The sequence below is a fragment of the Bradyrhizobium sp. SEMIA genome (genome assembly GCF_014844175.1).
In the GTDB taxonomy this organism is placed as follows: Bacteria; Pseudomonadota; Alphaproteobacteria; order Rhizobiales; family Xanthobacteraceae; genus Bradyrhizobium; species Bradyrhizobium arachidis.
Genome location: NZ_CP046601.1, coordinates 6229107 through 6246452, shown reverse-complemented (window position 1 = coordinate 6246452; position 17346 = coordinate 6229107). Strand labels below are relative to the sequence as shown.

Below are 17346 nucleotides of genomic sequence, written 5' to 3'. Positions count from 1 at the left end.
GACCTGAGAAATTTCTGATTCCGGCCGGACAGGCCGCTATGCGAGCCGGTCCTGCGCGTGATGATCCTCGGCCTTAAATCGAATTAAGGCGTGAAAGCAGCGTGAAACGAAATGAGGGGGCAACACCGGATGAAGGGGCTGTCGCCCCAAGTTAATCCGTGAGAGGTTCGCGCGTGACGTGAACCTCTCAGCACTTCGCCGGTCTGGCGAGTTATTCACTCCAAAGGGAGAGGGCCCACCGCCTCACGCCCCGTAAGTCGAGCCCTTCGGCAGCGGGAACACCGGATCCTGCGTGCGGATGTTGGTCGGCCACACCACGGAGATGTGCTCGCCGGCATTCTGCATCACCACCGGCGTCGAGCGCTCGTTCTGCCCTGAGAGCGGCGTGCCGGCGGGAAGAATTTGACGCCATAGCCCTGGATGGTGCCGCCGGCGGGGATGTCGACGTCGAGCGCGGCCTTGCGGATCGCCTCCGGCTCGAAGTTGCCGTATTTCTCCTTGGCGACTGGCAGCACGTTGTTGAGCAGCACCCAGGTCTGGTTGAACCCCATCGAGCAGTGCGGCGGCACGTCGGTGGCGCCGGTCTTGGCCTTGTAGCGCGTGACCATCGCGTTGGTCAGGTCGCCCATGCCGGGCGCGAGCTTGGCCGGATCGAGCAACTGCGCCGGCACCGGATCGATGTTGCAGAAATTATCGATGTCGGCGCCGAAGGTCGCGCGCAGCTTGTCGAGCTGGCTGTAGCCGGCGCCGGCGCCGAACAGCATCTTGAAGCGCAATCCGCTCTCGCGGGCCTGACGCAGGAACAGGGTGATGTCGGGATTGTAGCCGGCATGCGAGATCACGTCGGCTTTGGCGCGCTTGATCTTGGTGACGAGCACCGAGAGATCGGGCGCCGAGGCCGAGTAGCCCTCGCGCAGCACCACCTGGATGCCGGCCTGCTTGGCATAGGCTTCGTCCGCGGCGGCAACGCCGACGCCGTAAGGACCGTCTTCGTGGATCAGTGCGACCTTGACGTCCTTTGGGTCCATGCCGAGCTTGCCTTGCGCGTGTTCGGCGAGGAAGGCGGCGAAGGCCTGCCCGTATTGATCCGAATGGATCTGCGCACGAAACACGTATTGCAGGTTCTTGTCCTTGAACACGGCGGTCGAGACCGCGGTCGTGATCCAGAGGATCTTCTTCTGCTGCTCGACCTTGGCCGCGAGTGGCACCGCGTGCGAGCTCGCATAGACGCCGTTGAGGATGTCGATCTTCTCCTGGCTGATCAGACGTTCAGCCTCGTTGATCGCAACGTCGGGCTTGCTCTGGGAGTCCGCGGCGACCGGAGCAATCTTGTACTTGCCGCCGACGCCGCCCTTCTCGTTGACGAGATCGATCGCGATCTGCGCGCCAACCGAGGAGGCGACCGAACCGCCGGCGGCGAAGGGGCCGGTGAGGTCGTAGATCAGGCCGATGCGCAATGTCTCGGCCTGCGCCTGGGCCCTCGTCCAATCGAGGCTGAGTGCGGCGGCGGCAGCCGCCGAGCTCTTCAGCAGCTGTCTGCGTGAAGTCGGCATCCTATCCTCCCTCAAAACCCGTCTGTTGATCGGTCTTGTTATCTTTTTACGAAGTATGGGGAACCGGGAGGCTGAAAGTCAACAAGGCGAAAGTCGCGGTCTATCCTCCGCGGACCGGAACGCAATTGCGAAATGGGCCGGGATGACGCTGCGGAACGCGTTTGGTCACTGCTCCAGGCGGCGGGCAAGATAGCGCGCCGTCTTCCCGCCGGCCTTTGCGCCGTTCTTTCCGCTGTTCTTGGCCACCTGATGCGGTGTGCCCGATGCGACGATAGTGCCGCCCTCGTCGCCGGCGCCGGGGCCGAGATCGATGATCCAGTCGCTGTGGGAGACGACATCCATGTCATGCTCGACCACGACCACGCTGTTGCCGGCATCCACGATCCGGTCGAGCTGGGCGATCAGGCGCTCGACATCGCGGGGATGAAGACCGGTGGTCGGCTCGTCCAGGACATAGAGCGTGTGCCCGCGTTGCGGACGCATCAGCTCGGTCGCCAGCTTGATGCGCTGCGCTTCACCGCCGGACAATTCGGTCGCGGACTGGCCGAGGCGGATATAGCCGAGGCCGACCTCGCGGACGACCGACAGCGACCGGTTCAGCGTGGCATCGCCCTCGAAGAAATCGAAGGCCTCGTCGACGCGCATCGCCAGCACGTCCGCGATGGACTTTTCGCGGATCTTCACCTCCAGCGTCTTGTCGTTGTAGCGGGCGCCCTTGCAGGTCGGGCAGGGCGCATAGACGCTGGGCAGGAACAGCAGCTCGACGCAAACGAACCCTTCGCCCTCGCAGGTCGCACAGCGCCCCTTCGCGACATTGAACGAGAAACGCCCGGCATCGTAGCGGCGAGCTTTGGCCTGCGGCGTTGCCGCGAACAGCTTCCGCACGTGGTCGAACAGGCCGGTATAGGTTGCAAGGTTCGATCGCGGCGTGCGGCCGATCGGCTTCTGGTCGACGACGACGAGGCGATCGATCTGGTCGAGGCCGGCAATGATCTTGCCTCCCAAGGTTTCGACCGTTGGTGCCAGGCTGTCATCCTCGGTGTCGGCGGCAAGCGTGTGGCCGAGATGATCGGCCACGGCATCGACCAGGAACTGGCTGATCAGGCTCGATTTGCCGGAGCCCGATACGCCGGTGATGCCGGTGATCACGCCCAGCGGGATATCGACGTCGAGGCCACGGAGATTGTTGCGGACCACACCCCTGATCTTCAAATGCCCTTTCGGCGCGCGACGGGTCGTCGGCAGCTTCTTGCGCGGATGCGCGAGATAGGTCGCGGTTCGCGATTGCTCGATGTCGCCGAGCCCCGCCGGCGGCCCGCTATAGAGGATGCGTCCGCCGCCTTCGCCGGCGTCGGGCCCGACGTCCACCAGCCAGTCGGCATGCCGGATCACCTCGATCTCGTGCTCGACCACGAAGATCGAGTTGCCCGCGTGCTTCAGCCGGTCCAGTGCGCGCAGCAGCGCCTCGGTGTCGGCGGGATGCAGGCCTGCGGACGGCTCGTCGAGCACGTAGACGACGCCGAACAGGTTGGAGCGGACTTGTGTTGCCAGCCGCAGACGCTGCAGCTCGCCCGGCGACAGCGTGGGCGTGCTGCGTTCGCAGGCGAGATAACCGAGGCCAAGGTCGAGCAGGACGGCGAGGCGCGCCGACAGGTCCTCGCAGATGCGCCGGGCGACGACGGCCTTCTCCGACCTGTCCGGCGATGGTCGTGCGAACGGCTTGATCAGCTCGTGCAGCTGCTTGAGCGGCAAATGCGAGATCTCTGCGATGTTGAGCCCTGCGAACTTGACCTTGAGCGCCTCCGGCTTCAGCCGCGTGCCATGACAGGTCGGGCAGTCCTGCGTGATCATGAACTGCGCGACGCGACGCTTCATCATCGCGCTCTCGGACTTGGCGTAGGTCTGCATCACGTAGCGCTTCGCGCCGGTGAACGTGCCCTGGTAGCTCGGCTCCTCCTTGCGGCGCAGCGCCCGCTTGACCTCGGCGGCGTCGTAGCCGGCATAGACCGGAACGGTCGGCTGCTCCTCGGTGAACAGGATCCAGTCGCGGTCCTTCCTGGGCAGCTCGCGCCAGGGCTTGTCGACGTCGTAGCCCAGCGTCGTCAGGATGTCCCGGAGGTTCTGTCCCTGCCAGGCGCTCGGCCAGGCCGCGACGGCGCGCTCGCGGATCGTCTTGGTGTCGTCGGGCACCATGGATTTTTCGGTGACGTCGAGCATCCGGCCGATGCCGTGGCAGGTCGGGCAGGCGCCCTCCGGCGTGTTCGGCGAGAACGCCTCCGCATAGAGCATCGGCTGCCCGCGCGGGTAATCGCCGGCGCGAGAGTAAAGCATCCTGAGCAGGTTGGAGATGGTCGTGACGCTGCCGACGGACGATCGCGTCGTCGGCGCGCCGCGCTGCTGCTGGAGCGCGACGGCAGGCGGCAGCCCTTCGATATCGTCGACTTCAGGAATCTGCATCTGGTGGAAGAGGCGGCGCGCGTAGGGCGACACCGACTCCAGATAGCGCCGCTGCGCCTCGGCGTAGATCGTTCCAAAGGCGAGCGAGGATTTACCGGAGCCCGACACGCCCGTGAACACGACGAGGGCGTTGCGCGGAATCTTGACGTCGACATTCCTGAGGTTGTGCTCGCGCGCACCCCGGACCCGAACGAAGCCGTCATCCTGCATCAGGCTCTCGGATTGTCTCGGTCGGTCGTCCATCTGGCTCCTCCAGCCCCCATCCGGGCATTAACGGCAAGATCGCAGGATGGGTCCTGGGACGCCAGCGCACCAGTTCCGTTCTTAACACAACAGAAGGCCCGCCGCGGTGACAGCGGCGGGCCTTGCAAGGTTGGTGAGGGGAGTTGGGCGCCGAGAAGCGCCACTCGTCAGCTTATTGGGACAGCTTCACGAAGTTCGGAAACTTCAGCTTGCCTTCGGCGATCTTCTCGGGCCAGACCACGACCTGCTTCTGATCCTGCCACTGGAAGACGAGGCCGGTCACTGCGCCCGGGCCGGACTTGATGCCGTGGGTGAACTCGTCGTCCTTGCCGTAGAACTGGATCTGGCCGATCGTGCCCTCGAAATTGGTCTTCTCGAGCTCGGCCACCATCTTGTCGGGATCGGTCGAGCCGGCGCGCTTGATCCCGTCGGTGATGATGTAGACCTCGTCATAGGCGGTGTAGCCGGTATAGGCCGGCGGCGTGCCGAACTTGGCCTTGAAGGCGGCCGCGAACGGCTTCGTCTTCGACGTCACGGCGACGTCGGGCGTGGCTACCGCGAGCGACGGCACGCCGTCGGCGGCGCCATTGGTGTCCTTCCAGAAGGTCGGGCTCAGCGCCTGCGCGCTGATGCCGAACATCGGGATCGGCACCTGCTGGTTCTTCCACTGCACGGTCGGCTGCACGCCGACATGCGAGATGCCGGTCACGATCACGTCGGGCTTCTTGCTCTCGATATTGTTGAAGATCGGCGTGAAGTCGGTGGTATCGGGCGAGAAGCGGACATGCTCGACGACTTTCAGGCCGGCCTTGGGCAGGCAGGCCTCGTAGCCGACGTCGAGCGGCTTGGTCCAGGCCGCGTCCTCGCTCATGATCGCGACGGTCTTGAACTTGAGCTTGTCGACCAGGAGGTCCTTGGCGGCGTCGCAGACGAGCTGGGCCTGGGCCGCCGAGGTCAGGTAGCCGTGGAAGGTGTACTTGTTCTTCTCGTAGTCGTTGTGGATCGCCTTGGTGATCTCGTTCGAGGCGGCACCTGGGGTGATCAGCGGCATCTTCAGCCGCGCCGCCCAGGGCTCGAGCGCGAGAACGACCTCGGAGATGTAGCTCGCGATCACGGCGGAGACCTTGTCCTCGCTCACCGCGCGCTGGAACGCGCGAACGGAGTCGGCCGAGGAGCTCTTGTTGTCATAGGTGACGATCTCGACCTTGCGGCCGAGGATGCCGCCCTTGGCGTTGATCTCGTCGGCGGCGATCTGCGCGCCGCCCGGCGTCGCAGCGCCCGCGATCGACTGCACCTCGGCGATGACGCCGATCTTGATCGGATCGTTCGATTGCGCGTAGGCGGGGGCGGCAAGGCACAGCGCCAGCGCCGAGGCGATGAAGCTGCCGCTGAGAACTGAAGATCGCATGGTCGTTTCCCTTTCTATGCTTTTTGTTGATGTCGAGGACTTACAGAAAATCGGCGCCGGCCTCCGCCGCGAAGCGGCCGGGATCACCTTCCCAGACGATTCGCGCATGCTCCAGCACATAGACGCGATCGGCGTGCGGCAGCGCGAAAGTCACGTTCTGCTCGCCGAGCAGCACCGTGATCGAGGTGGTCTGACGCAGCTTGGTCAGCGCCTTGGACAATTGCTCGAGGATGACCGGCGCAAGGCCCAGCGTCGGCTCGTCCAGGATCAGGATCTGCGGCTGCATCATCAGCGCGCGGCCGATCGCCAGCATCTGCTGCTCGCCGCCGGAGAGCGTCTGCGCCATCTGGCCCTGACGTTCCTTGAGGATAGGGAACAGCTCGAACAGCCACGCGAGCTGCGCGGCGCGCTTGTCGTCGGAAAGATGCTGGCCGCCGAGGTCGAGATTCTCCCGCACGCTCATCTCGCCGAACAGCTCGCGCGATTCCGGGCATTGCACGAGACCGCTGCGCGCGATCTTCGCAGGAGACGTGCCGCGCAGCTTGTCGCCGCCGCGCACGATCTCGCCGGTGTAGGGCAGGAAGCCGGAGATGGTGTTGAACAGCGTGGTCTTGCCGGCGCCGTTGAGGCCGACCACGGAGACGAACTCGCCCTCGTGGACGTGGATCGAGACGTTCTCCAGCGCCTGGGCCTTGCCGTAGAACACGCTGACATTGTCGACCTGGAGCAGCGGCACCCTGTCCTTGAAGCTGGTCTCGGGACGCGCATGGGTCTCGATCGCGCCGCCGAGATAGACCCGGCGCACGGTCTCGTTTCGCATGACGTCCTCGGCCTTGCCGGTGACGATCTCCTCGCCGAGATACATCGCGAGCACGCGGTCGACGAGCGCTGCGACGCTCTTGACGTTGTGGTCGACCAGCATCACGGCGCGGCCCTCGTCGCGGAAGCTGCGGATCAGGTCGGAGAAGATGTCGACCTCGGCCCGCGTCAGGCCGGCGAAGGGCTCGTCCACCAGCACGACCTTGGGATCGCGCGCGATCGCTTTCGCAAGCTCGAGCCTGCGCAGGTCGGCGAACGGCAGCGTCGGCGGACGGCGGTTCATCACGCTGCCGAGCCCGACGCGCTCGGCGATCCATTTGGCGCGCTCGACCAGCGCCTTGTCCGGAAACAGCATGAACAGGCTGTCCGGCAGCAGCGCCACCATGATGTTCTCCAGCACCGTCTGCCGGTTCAGCGGCCGCGAGTGCTGGAACACCATGCCAAAGCCCTTGCGCGCGATCTTGTGCGCGGGCAGGCCGGCGACGTTCTCGCCTTCGAAGACGACTTCGCCCGCGGTCGGGCGCTCGATACCCATCACGCTCTTCATCGCGGTCGACTTGCCCGAGCCGTTCGGCCCGATCAGGCCAAAGATCTCGCCGGCGTTGACCTCGAAGCCGAGATTCTTCACCGCCGTCAATCCGCCGAAGCGTTTGGTCAGGCCGCGGACTTCGAGCACGGCCCGGTTTGAAAGCCTCATATCCATCACGAACGAGCCTCGCGCGAGAGGGCCGCTCCGAGGAAGCCGCCGGGGAAGAACAGCACGACGAGCAGGGCGACCGCCGAGACGATGAAGGTCGCAAGCTCTCCCGTGGGCCGCAGGAATTCGCCGGCGACGATCAGGAAGATCGCGCCCAGCGCCGCGCCGAGCACGGTGCGCCGGCCGCCGAGCACGGCCGAGACGATGACGTTGACGCCGACCGCGACGTCGACGACGGTGCCGACCGAGGCGGTGCCGAAGTAGAACACCAGCAGCGCTCCTGACAGACCCGAGAAGAACGCCGAGACGATGAAGGCGGCGAGCTTGTGCTTGACGATGTTGAAGCCGAGCGCGCCGGCCTGCACCGGATCCTGGCCGCTGGCTTGGAGCACGAGGCCGATCGGCGATTGCGACAGGCCATAGAGGATTGCGGCCGAGATCGTCATGAAGCCGAGTGCGATCCAGTAATTGGCGCCGGCATTGATGGTGATGACGTCGGGGATGGTGAGGCCGATCTCGCCGCCGGTGAGATCGGCGAACACCACGATGAAGTTCTGCAGCATCAACACCGCGACCAGCGTGGTCAGGCCAAAATACGGCCCGCGCACGCGCAGCGCCGGCAGCGCCAGCACGAGGCCGGCGATGACCGAGGCCAGCGCCCCGAGCACGATGCAGAGATAGACTGACCAGCCGAACTGGTTGTTGAGGATGCCGGCGGTGTAGGCACCGACGCCGATCAGGAAGGTCGGACCGAAATTGACCTCGCCGGCGAAGCCGAAAAGCAGGTCCCAGGCCATCGCGAACACGCCGAAATAGAACGCGACGGTGAGCAGCCCGAGCACATAGCCGGAGACGTAGAGCGGCAGCGTCGCTGCGATGACGACGAGCGCCAGCGAGATGAAGAACAGGCGCGAGGTGAAGAAGGTGGACATCTCAGCGCCTCCCCAAGAGGCCCTGGGGCCGGATGTACATCACGAACACAAGCAGCAGCAGCGCCGGGATGGTGCGGTAGGCCGGTGAGATCAGATAGGCCGTGATGGTCTCGAGATAGCCGACCACGAAGGCCGCGATCAGCGAGCCGGAGACGCTGCCGAGGCCGCCGAGCACGACGATCGAGAACGCGCTCGCGGTCAGCGGTCCGACGCTGTAGGAGCTGACCCCTAAGAACATGCCGAGCAGTACGCCGGCGATGCCGGCGAGGATGCCGTAGATCGCCCAGACCACGATGTAGATGTTGGTGAGCTCGAGCCCGAGCAGGGTGACGCCGCGCGGGTTCATCGAGGCCGCCAGCACCGCCTTGCCGGTGCGGGTGCGGTTCACCAAGAGCCACAGCAGCGCGATGACGAGGCAGCACACGATGGCGGTGAAGATCTCGTTGCGCGGGGTGCGCACGCCGAGGATCTCGACCACGCCTTCGACGATCGGCAGCACGGTCTTGGCGTTGTTGGTGAAGAAATAGGCGATCAGCTCCTGGATCATGATGCCCCAGAGCAGCGTGCCGGTGAGGACGAAGATCTCCTTTTCCTCGTTCGGGATGCGACGTGAATCCTGGATCGGCTTCACCACCGCGAAATAGGTGGCGAAGGCGGTGACGAGCGCGACCGCGACGCCGATCAGCGCGCCGGCATAGGTGCCGACGCCGAGGATGCTGGCGGCGGCCCAGGCGGCGACGGCTGCGGCCACCATGATGGCGCCGTGGGAGAGGTTGAGCACGCCGGAGACGCCGAAGATCAGCGTGAAGCCGGTGGCACCGAGAGCGTAGAGAGCACTGATGGCAAAGCCATCGATCAGAATCTGGAAAACTCGCATTGATGATTGGCCAGGTGGCAGTCAAACTGCCGCTTCGAGGAAAGGTGCTGCGGGGCGCCGCATGTGGAAGCTCCCGGGAGGTGGTCCCGGGAGCTGTTCCTGCTAATTCGAGAGCTTGATGAAGCTCGGGAACTTGACGTCGACCTTGGCGACGTCCTTGGGCCAGACCGCGCTCTGCTTGCCGTCCTGCCATTGCAGCATCAAGCCCGTGATCAGGCCCTTGCCGTATTTGATCGAGTGGGTGAACGGATCGTCCTTGCCGTAGAACTGGACGCGGCCGATCGTGCCTTCCCAGTCGGTCTTCTCCAGCGCCGCGACCAGCTTGTCGGCCTCGGTCGAGCCGGCACGCTTCACCGCGTCGGCGATGTAGTAGACCTCGTCATAGGCGGTGTAGCCGGCATAGGACGGGTAGTTGCCGAACTTCTTCTTGAAGTTTTCGGCGAACGGCACCGACTTCGGCGTCACCGCGACGCCGGGCCCGGAGACGCCCTGATAGAGCACACCTTCGGCGGCCTGGTTGGTGTCCTTGCCGAAGGTCTCGTTGGTCGCCTGCGAGGAGATGCCGAACATCGGGATCGGCACCTGCTGGTTCTTCCACTGCACCGTCGGCTGCACGCCGACATGGGAGATGCCGGTGATGATCACGTCGGGCTTGGAGCCTTCGATCTTGTTGAAGATCGGCGTGAAGTCGGTGGTATCAGGCGAGAAGCGGATGTGGTCGAGCACCTTCAGCCCGATCTTGGGCAGGCATTCCTCGTAGCCGATGTCGAGCGGCTTGGTCCAGGCGGCGTCCTCGCTCATGATGACGGCCGACTTCATGTGCATCCTGTCGACGAGCAGGTCCTTGGCGGCATCGCAGACTGAGAGCGCGAGCGCCGCCGAGGTCAGGTAGCCGTGGAAGGTGTACTTGTTCTTCTCGTAGTCGGCGTGGACGCTCTTGCTGATCTCGTTGGAGGCGGCGCCCGGCGTGACGAACGGCGTCTTCAGCCGCGACGCCCAGGGCTCCAGCGCCAGCACGACCTCGCTGATATAGCTGGCGATGACCGCGTTGACCTTGTCCTCGTTCACCGCGCGCTGGAACGCGCGCACGGAATCGGCCGAGGAGGAGTGATTGTCGTAAGAGATGATCTCGATCTTGCGGCCGTCGACGCCGCCATTGGCGTTGATCTCGTCGGCGGCGAGCTGCGCCGCTTGCGGAATGGAGGCGCCGGCAATCGCCTGCGCTTCGGCGATCACACCGATCCGAAGCGGATCGGCTGCAAGTGCTGCGCCTGAGGCTGCCATCACTGCGCCCGTCGCGGCGGCACCAAGCGTCATTCGCAATGCAACAGAGAGTGCTTTATTCATGTTGTTCTCTCCCTTTGAACCAAGCTTCTTTGAGCTATTGGGGCGCGACTATAACGGCGAGGGAATTCTCGGCAAGTGAAACCGCGTTCAGGAATGTGAGAAGGGGACTAAAGTCTATCGCTGCGTAAATTGCAGGCAGGAGCGGTGCGAACAACCCGTTGCACGCACAGGCATGCAGATTTCGTCGATGGGCATGCGTGAGCGTCGAAGGCGCGCAAATAACAGGCGTCGAGCGAAAAGCTGCGATGCTGCTGCGCTCAGCGCGCTTGCAGCAGCGATGGATCGAGCGGCGGGAGCCGGGCCGGATCGAACGGCGCAAGGTCCACATCGCGCGTTGCGCCCTTGGCGATCAGCTGTGCCATGGCCTCGCCCGTCGCGGGCGCATTGAGGATGCCCCAGACATTATGTCCGGTCGCAACATACAGGCCCTCGCTCTGCGGCACCCGGCCGATCAGCGGCAAGCCGTCCTGGGTCACAGGACGAAAGCAGGCCTGTTGCGCGATGATCTTCGCAGGGGTGAACAACGGCGATAGCCGCTCGGACATGGCTTGCAGCCGCGCGATCGCGCCACTGTCCGGCGTCACGGCTGCCGGATCGAGCGGCAGCGGCGCGATATCGGAGAGGGCGACGATATGCGTGCTGCCGTCGGCGCGCGGGAAGACCTCGATCGAGACGGCGCCACCACCATCGTCATGCTCCAGGAACAAGGCATCGGCCGGCACGTTGGGGCCGAGATCGTAGACGATGCTCGGGCTGCGCTGGCCATAGACAGCGGGCAAGCTCATCCATTGTGCCGCGAGCAGCGACCATGGTCCCATCGCGATCACGACGGCATCGGCCGCGATAATGTCGCCGTCGACCGCGACGCCTTTCGCACGCGTGCCGGCCGCATCGCGCACGATGCCGGTGATGCGGCCAAGGCGAAGCTCGGCGCCCTGCGCGAGGGCGGCGTTCATCACAGCCGACGTGAACTTGTGGGGATGAACGATCGCGGTTGTCTGCGGCGTGCCGATACGCTGCGCGATGACGACGCCGTCGCTGAGCCAGCTCAGCGCGGATGGCGCAGTCCGGCGCGCATCGCCGCCGCACGCAACGAAGCCGCTATACGCGCTCATCGGGCGATAGCCCCAGTCGCCGGCGATCTCGTCCGGCAGTTGCGCGTGGAGCGCAAAACTGCGGCGCGCCAGTGCATCGAGCGGCGACCCAGCGCACCAGTCGCGCGCGAGGAAGCCGCCGGCCTTGCCCGATGCAGCGGCCGCGACCTCGGTCCGCTCGACGACGATGACGTTGATGCCGAGCTGGCGAAGAAAATACGCTGTGCAGGCTCCGATCACGCCGCCGCCGCAGACCACAACGCGCATGGCTTGTTCCTTGACGATCTCTTTTGCATCGAAAGAACTATCCAAACAATTCGGCGCCGGCGAGGCACGCCGGCGCCGACTTCGAGTTGCGTGCGCTTCCTCAGCCCGGCCCGGCGCCTTGCGTTGCCGTATACACCGCATAGAGCGACTGGCTCGCCGCCATGAACAGGCGGTTGCGCTTGGGGCCGCCGAAGGTGATGTTGCCGCAGACTTCCGGCAGGCGGATGCGGCCGAGCAGCTTGCCCTCCGGCGACCACACCGTGACGCCGTTATAGCCGACGGCGCGGCCGGCATTGCTCGAGGACCAGAGATTGCCGTTGACGTCGCAGCGCAGGCCGTCTGGACCGCACTTCACGCCGTCGATCACGCAATCGCTGAACCGCTTGACGTTGGACAGCTTGTTGTCCGCGCCGACGTCGGCCACGAAGATCTCGCCCTTGCCGCCGGGGCCGGTGTCGCCCGGACCCTTGCCGGTCGAGGCGATGTAGAGCTTCTTGAAATCGGGCGAGAAGCACAATCCGTTCGGATCGGGCACCTGCTCCTCGGTGACGACGAGGTCGATGCGGCCCGAGGGATCGATGCGATAGCAATTGGTCGGCAGCTCGCGCTTGCCCGGCGCGAAGCCGGCCGGCTGTCCGATCCGCGGATTGAGCTTGCCGGTCGTATTGCTCGGGCCGCCCGGACCATCGGGCTCGCCTTCGTACAGCTGGCCGCCATAGGGCGGATCGGTGAACCAGTAGCTGCCGTCGGGATGCGCCGCGATGTCGTTCGGCGAGTTCAGCCGCTTGCCCTGATAGGAATCGGCGAGCACGGTCGCGGTGCCGTCATGCTCATAGCGCGTCACCCGGCGCGTCAAGTGTTCGCAGGAGAGCTGGCGGCCCTGGAAGTCGAACGAGTTGCCGTTGGAATTGTTGGAGGGCGAGCGGAACACGCTGACATGGCCGTCGTCCTCGCTCCAGCGCATCTGCCGGTTGTTGGGAATGTCGCTCCACAGCAGATACCGTCCTTGCGCGCTCCAGGCCGGACCCTCGGCCCACAACAGGCCGGTGTAGAGGCGCTTGATCGCGGTGTTGGGCTGGGCGAGATCGTTGAAGGATGGATCGACCGCGAGGATGTCGGGGTCCCAGAAATAAGTGGTCGGCGCACCGCGGGGGCTGAAATCGCGGGGCGGCGTGGTGATGGTCGTTGGTGGTGCGGCTGGTCCCGTCTGCGCCAGCGCGGCGCCGGTTGCAGCCGCGGTGGCCACGGCACCGAATGCAAGTCCCTGGACAAGTGTTCGTCGTGAAAGCGCAGCATCCCGGTCACGCTGCTCGTGGTCACGAGCCTCTTGGCGTGTCATCGCGTCCTCCCGATCATGTTCGGCTGGCCGGTTGATCCGGCCGAGCAGGAGTGGAGGTTAATGCGGTCCGCAGTCAGTTGCGAGAGCCGGCTTTGCATGTTCTGCGCGATTGCGGGATGTCGCGATTTCGTCGCAGGTCTGTCCAAAACGCGGGCAGTGCTGCGCAGGAACCTGCATATGGTTGCTCGAAAAATGTGAACGACTATTGGTTCTCCTCCGCGAATCCGGCCTCCGGCATTTCAAGCCTTGATTTCGCGCTTATTGCCGCGCACAAAAACGTCCCGGGGCGCAGGTCGGAGTTGGTCGTGGGTGGCGTTGTCATATTGATCGTATTGCTCGGGATCGCGTTCGCGGCCGGCTATTTCACGCGCGACCAGATCTCCCGCAAGCGACATGCGGAAGCGCGCCGCATGCGCGGCTACGCAAAGGCGGACTGGGACCGTGCCACCGCGCCCGCCAACACCAATGAGATCGCGAGCACCAGGCCGGCAGCACCCGTCGCCACCGGCGAGCTCGGCCAGATGCTGAACCGCTGGGAGACCCGGGCTCGCGCTCGCCGCGCGGGATAGTGTGACGTTGTCTCCTGCTCGCAATGACGCAAAGACTGCCGCGAGCGCAATCCATCACCGTTACCCCTAAGGTGCGCGTTCGGCGGCGCGCCTGCGACGCTGGACGCGCCTCGAAGGGCGACGGCCCGGCTGCGTCAGCTCGGCCGTTCATCCTTCGAGGCTCTCCGCGGGGCGTGTTGCGCCCCGCGCCTCGCACCTCAGGATAACGGGGCTCGGGCCGAGCGGTGAACGCAACGCCCGCCGACACGCAATCAGGTCAGTCCCCCTGACCATCTTTTGGCGTTGCAGTTGCGCCCGTTTCTCGTCTAGAAACAGACGCATCGAGCCTCCCGGCAACCAACCGTCAACGGTTTTGACCGAGGATTTGGGGCTCAAAAGGGTCTGGCAATGCTGATTCGCGGCCAAATCGATGGGATTTCGGGGGAGGTGGCTCTGGCCGCCGCCACGATCCCGGCCGCGCTGCTGCCCACCCTCCTTATTGGCGGCCTTCTTCTTACTTGCCCCTGAGGGCCGGCTGGGCGCCACGCGCCTGGGCACTCAGGGGTTGGTACGAGATCACCGGACAACCTCAGGCGCTCAAGGCAGATGAAGGGCGCCGAAGCTCAAAAGGAAATTTGAAATGGCCCCCGCGAACAAGTCCGACAAGGACCGCGTCATCATTTTCGACACTACCCTGCGCGACGGCGAGCAGTGCCCCGGCGCCACCATGACCTTCGAGGAGAAGCTCGAGGTCGCCGAGCTGCTGGACGATATGGGCGTCGACGTCATCGAGGCCGGCTTCCCGATCACCTCCGAAGGCGACTTCCAGGCGGTCAGCGAGATCGCGCGCCGCTCGAAGAACTCCGTCATCGCCGGCCTGTCGCGCGCGCATCCCGCGGACATCGACCGCTGTGCCGAAGCCGTGAAATTTGCAAAACGCGGCCGCGTCCACACCGTGATCGCGACCTCGCCGCTGCACATGCGGGTGAAGCTCAACAAGACGCCGGAGCAGGTGATCGAGACCTCGGTTGCGATGGTCGCGCGCGCCCGCAACCAGATCGACGACGTCGAATGGTCGGCCGAGGACGGCACCCGCAGCGAGATGGATTTTCTCTGCCGCATCGTCGAGGCCGTGATCAAGGCGGGCGCCACCACGGTGAACATCCCCGATACCGTCGGCTACACGGTGCCGGAGGAATACACCCACTTCATGAAGACGCTGATCGAGCGCGTGCCGAACTCGGACAAGGCGGTGTTCTCGGTGCATTGCCATAACGACCTCGGCATGGCCGTGGCGAACTCGCTGGCCGGCATCGTCGGCGGCGCGCGCCAGGTCGAGTGCACCATCAATGGCATCGGCGAGCGCGCCGGCAATGCCGCGCTCGAAGAGATCGTGATGGCGATCAACGTGCGCAACGACAAATTTCCGTACTGGAACAAGATCGACACCACGCAGCTGACCCGCGCCTCCAAGGTCGTGTCGGCGGCGACCTCGTTCCCGGTCCAGTACAACAAAGCCATCGTCGGCCGGAATGCGTTCGCGCATGAGAGCGGCATCCACCAGGACGGCGTGCTGAAGGACGCCTCGACCTACGAGATCATGCGGCCCGAGATGGTCGGCCTGAAGCAGTCCTCGCTGGTGCTCGGCAAGCACTCCGGCCGCCATGCCTTCGTGCACAAGCTGGAAGAGATGGGCTACAAGTTGGGCCCGAACCAGCTGGAAGATGCGTTCACGCGGATGAAGGCGCTCGCCGACCGCAAGAAGGACATCTACGACGAGGACATCGAGGCGCTGGTCGACGAAGAGATGGCGGCCTCGCACGATCGCATCAAGCTGACCTCGCTGACCGTGATCGCCGGCACCCATGGTCCGCAGCGCGCGACCATGAAGCTGGACGTCGACGGCCAGATCAAGATCGAGGAGGCCGAGGGCAACGGTCCGGTCGATGCGGTGTTCAACTGCATCAAGCGCCTGGTGCCGCATGAGGCCAAGCTCGAGCTGTATCAGGTCCACGCCGTGACCGAAGGCACCGACGCGCAGGCGGAAGTCTCGGTGCGCCTGTCGCAGGACGGCCGCTCGATGACGGCACGCGCGGCGGATCCGGATACGCTGGTGGCTTCGGCCAAGGCCTATCTCGGCGCCCTCAACAAGATTGTCATGAAGCGCCAGCGCGACACCGTGACGACGGCGGCGGCGAGCTGACGTTGCTGACTTCGCCTCTCCCGCTTGCGGGAGAGGCCGACGCCCGAAGGGCGGCGGGTGAGGGTTTTCTCCTCTAGGGAAAGGGTTTCTCCTCTAGGGAAGTCCCACTGTTGAGAGACCCTCTCCCCAACCCTCTCCCGCAAGCGGGAGAGGGGGGCGCAGCGGCATTCATGATGAATACCTGCCCTGCTAACGGCCAATAGCGGCTCACTCTCCCAGCCGCTATTGATGCTCCCGGCTCGAAAATAGGCGCCCGCGTTGGGCCGCCCAAGAGAATAACAAGGGAGAGATTATGCGTACCTTCGCGATCGCCGCGTCCATTGCGGCACTGGCACTTGGTCTGAATCTTGGCTTGACCGGGCCGGCATCGGCTCAATCGCCGATCATCATCAAGTTCAGCCACGTGGTCGCGACCGACACGCCGAAGGGCAAGGCGTCGGAGAAGTTCAAGGAGCTCGCCGAGAAGTACACGAACGGCAAGGTCAAGATCGAAGTCTACCCGAACTCGACGCTCTACAAGGACAAGGAAGAGCTCGAGGCGCTCCAGCTCGGCAGCGTGCAGATGTTGGCTCCGTCCAACTCCAAGTTCGGTCCGCTCGGCATCCGCGAGTTCGAGGTGTTCGATCTGCCCTACATCCTGCCCGACCTGAAGACGCTGCGGAAGGTGACGGAAGGCCCGCTCGGAGCCAAGCTGCTCAAGCTGCTCGAGCCGAAGGGCATCACCGGCCTTGCCTATTGGGACAACGGCTTCAAGCAGATGAGCGCCAACAAGAAGCTGATTGCTCCCGCCGATTACCAGGGCGTGAAGTTCCGCATCCAGTCCTCGCGCGTGCTCCAGGCCCAGTTCAAGGCACTCGGCTCGCTGCCGCAGGTGATGGCGTTCTCGGAAGTCTACCAGGCGCTGCAGACCGGCGTCGTCGACGGCCAGGAGAACACCTGGTCGAACATCTATACCCAGAAGATGCACGAGGTGCAGAAGTACATCACCGAGACCAACCACGGCTACATCGGCTACGTCGTGATCGTGAACAAGAAGTTCTGGGACGATCTGCCGGCCGACATCCGCGACCAGCTGTCCAAGGCGATGAAGGAGGCGACCGACTTCAACAACGCGCAGTCGCAGAAGGAGAACGACGACGCGCTCGCCGAGATCAAGAAGAGCGGCAAGAGCGAGATCATCAAGCTGACGCCGGAGCAGGATGCTGCGATGCGCAAGGCGATGGAGCCGGTCTACAAGGACGCTGCGAGCCGCGTCGGCCAGCCGCTGATCGACGAATTCCAGAAGGAAGCCAAAAGCGCGACTAACTAAGCGCGCGACCAACTAGGAGCGCGACGAACCAGGAGCGCGACGAACCAAGTCGCGCCATGCACGGATAGATCATGCATGAACAAAGGGCTTCCGTGCCGGCACGGAAGCCCTTTTTGTTGCAAATCATTTCAGTGTGCATCTGAACGGACATTCACGGTAGTTACATCTCCGTAAGAACGTGCTCCCTGTCCAAGTTGTAAGTTGCGCGTCAGCCGCTTGGCGCTCATCCTCACGCCCATCCTTCCAGAGGAGG

The 17346-nt window shown here is 64.6% G+C and carries 12 protein-coding genes; 3 read left to right on the top strand and 9 right to left on the bottom strand.

Annotated elements, in window-relative coordinates:
* Window positions 1-344 precede the first annotated feature (344 nt).
* From FOM02_RS30250 to FOM02_RS30210, 9 genes are all read right to left on the bottom strand, one after another.
* Complete coding sequence (locus FOM02_RS30250; RefSeq protein WP_265440425.1) at window positions 345-1553, bottom strand: ABC transporter substrate-binding protein; 1209 nt, start codon at window positions 1551-1553, stop codon at window positions 345-347.
* Between the two features lie 165 nt (window positions 1554-1718).
* Complete coding sequence (gene uvrA, locus FOM02_RS30245) at window positions 1719-4253, bottom strand: excinuclease ABC subunit UvrA (RefSeq protein WP_027560452.1); 2535 nt, start codon at window positions 4251-4253, stop codon at window positions 1719-1721.
* A gap of 172 nt (window positions 4254-4425) precedes the next feature.
* On the bottom strand, window positions 4426-5661 hold the full coding sequence (locus tag FOM02_RS30240) for an ABC transporter substrate-binding protein (protein WP_265440424.1): 1236 nt from the start codon (window positions 5659-5661) through the stop codon (window positions 4426-4428).
* A gap of 40 nt (window positions 5662-5701) precedes the next feature.
* Window positions 5702-7183 (bottom strand): ATP-binding cassette domain-containing protein, encoded by a 1482-nt coding sequence (locus tag FOM02_RS30235; RefSeq protein WP_027560450.1) that lies wholly within the window; start codon window positions 7181-7183, stop codon window positions 5702-5704.
* Window positions 7183-8109, bottom strand: a complete 927-nt coding sequence (locus tag FOM02_RS30230; protein ID WP_027560449.1) for a branched-chain amino acid ABC transporter permease — start codon at window positions 8107-8109, stop codon at window positions 7183-7185. The genes FOM02_RS30235 and FOM02_RS30230 overlap by 1 nt, the downstream gene beginning before the upstream one ends.
* 1 nt (window position 8110) lies before the next feature.
* Window positions 8111-8986, bottom strand: a complete 876-nt coding sequence (locus FOM02_RS30225; protein ID WP_027560448.1) for a branched-chain amino acid ABC transporter permease — start codon at window positions 8984-8986, stop codon at window positions 8111-8113.
* Window positions 8987-9088: 102 nt separating this feature from the next.
* On the bottom strand, window positions 9089-10333 hold the full coding sequence (locus FOM02_RS30220) for an ABC transporter substrate-binding protein (RefSeq protein ID WP_027560447.1): 1245 nt from the start codon (window positions 10331-10333) through the stop codon (window positions 9089-9091).
* A gap of 257 nt (window positions 10334-10590) precedes the next feature.
* Entirely contained in the window at window positions 10591-11694 is a 1104-nt protein-coding gene (locus FOM02_RS30215) for an NAD(P)/FAD-dependent oxidoreductase (RefSeq protein ID WP_027560446.1), read from the bottom strand.
* Window positions 11695-11794: 100 nt separating this feature from the next.
* A complete protein-coding gene (locus FOM02_RS30210) occupies window positions 11795-13033 on the bottom strand; it encodes an SMP-30/gluconolactonase/LRE family protein (RefSeq protein ID WP_027560445.1) in 1239 nt (412 codons plus the stop codon).
* A 305-nt stretch (window positions 13034-13338) separates the two neighbouring features.
* On the opposite strand from FOM02_RS30210, the gene FOM02_RS30205 reads away from it, so the two are divergent.
* The 3 genes from FOM02_RS30205 to FOM02_RS30195 all read left to right on the top strand — a co-directional run bounded on the left by FOM02_RS30205 (window position 13339) and on the right by FOM02_RS30195 (window position 17093).
* Window positions 13339-13602 (top strand): hypothetical protein, encoded by a 264-nt coding sequence (locus tag FOM02_RS30205; protein ID WP_035730901.1) that lies wholly within the window; start codon window positions 13339-13341, stop codon window positions 13600-13602.
* Window positions 13603-14221: 619 nt separating this feature from the next.
* The gene (locus FOM02_RS30200) at window positions 14222-15784 is read left to right on the top strand and encodes a 2-isopropylmalate synthase (protein ID WP_027560443.1); all 1563 of its coding nucleotides are present in this window, start codon (window positions 14222-14224) and stop codon (window positions 15782-15784) included.
* Between the two features lie 292 nt (window positions 15785-16076).
* On the top strand, window positions 16077-17093 hold the full coding sequence (locus tag FOM02_RS30195; protein ID WP_027560442.1) for a TRAP transporter substrate-binding protein: 1017 nt from the start codon (window positions 16077-16079) through the stop codon (window positions 17091-17093).
* The last annotated feature ends 253 nt before the right edge of the window (window positions 17094-17346 follow it).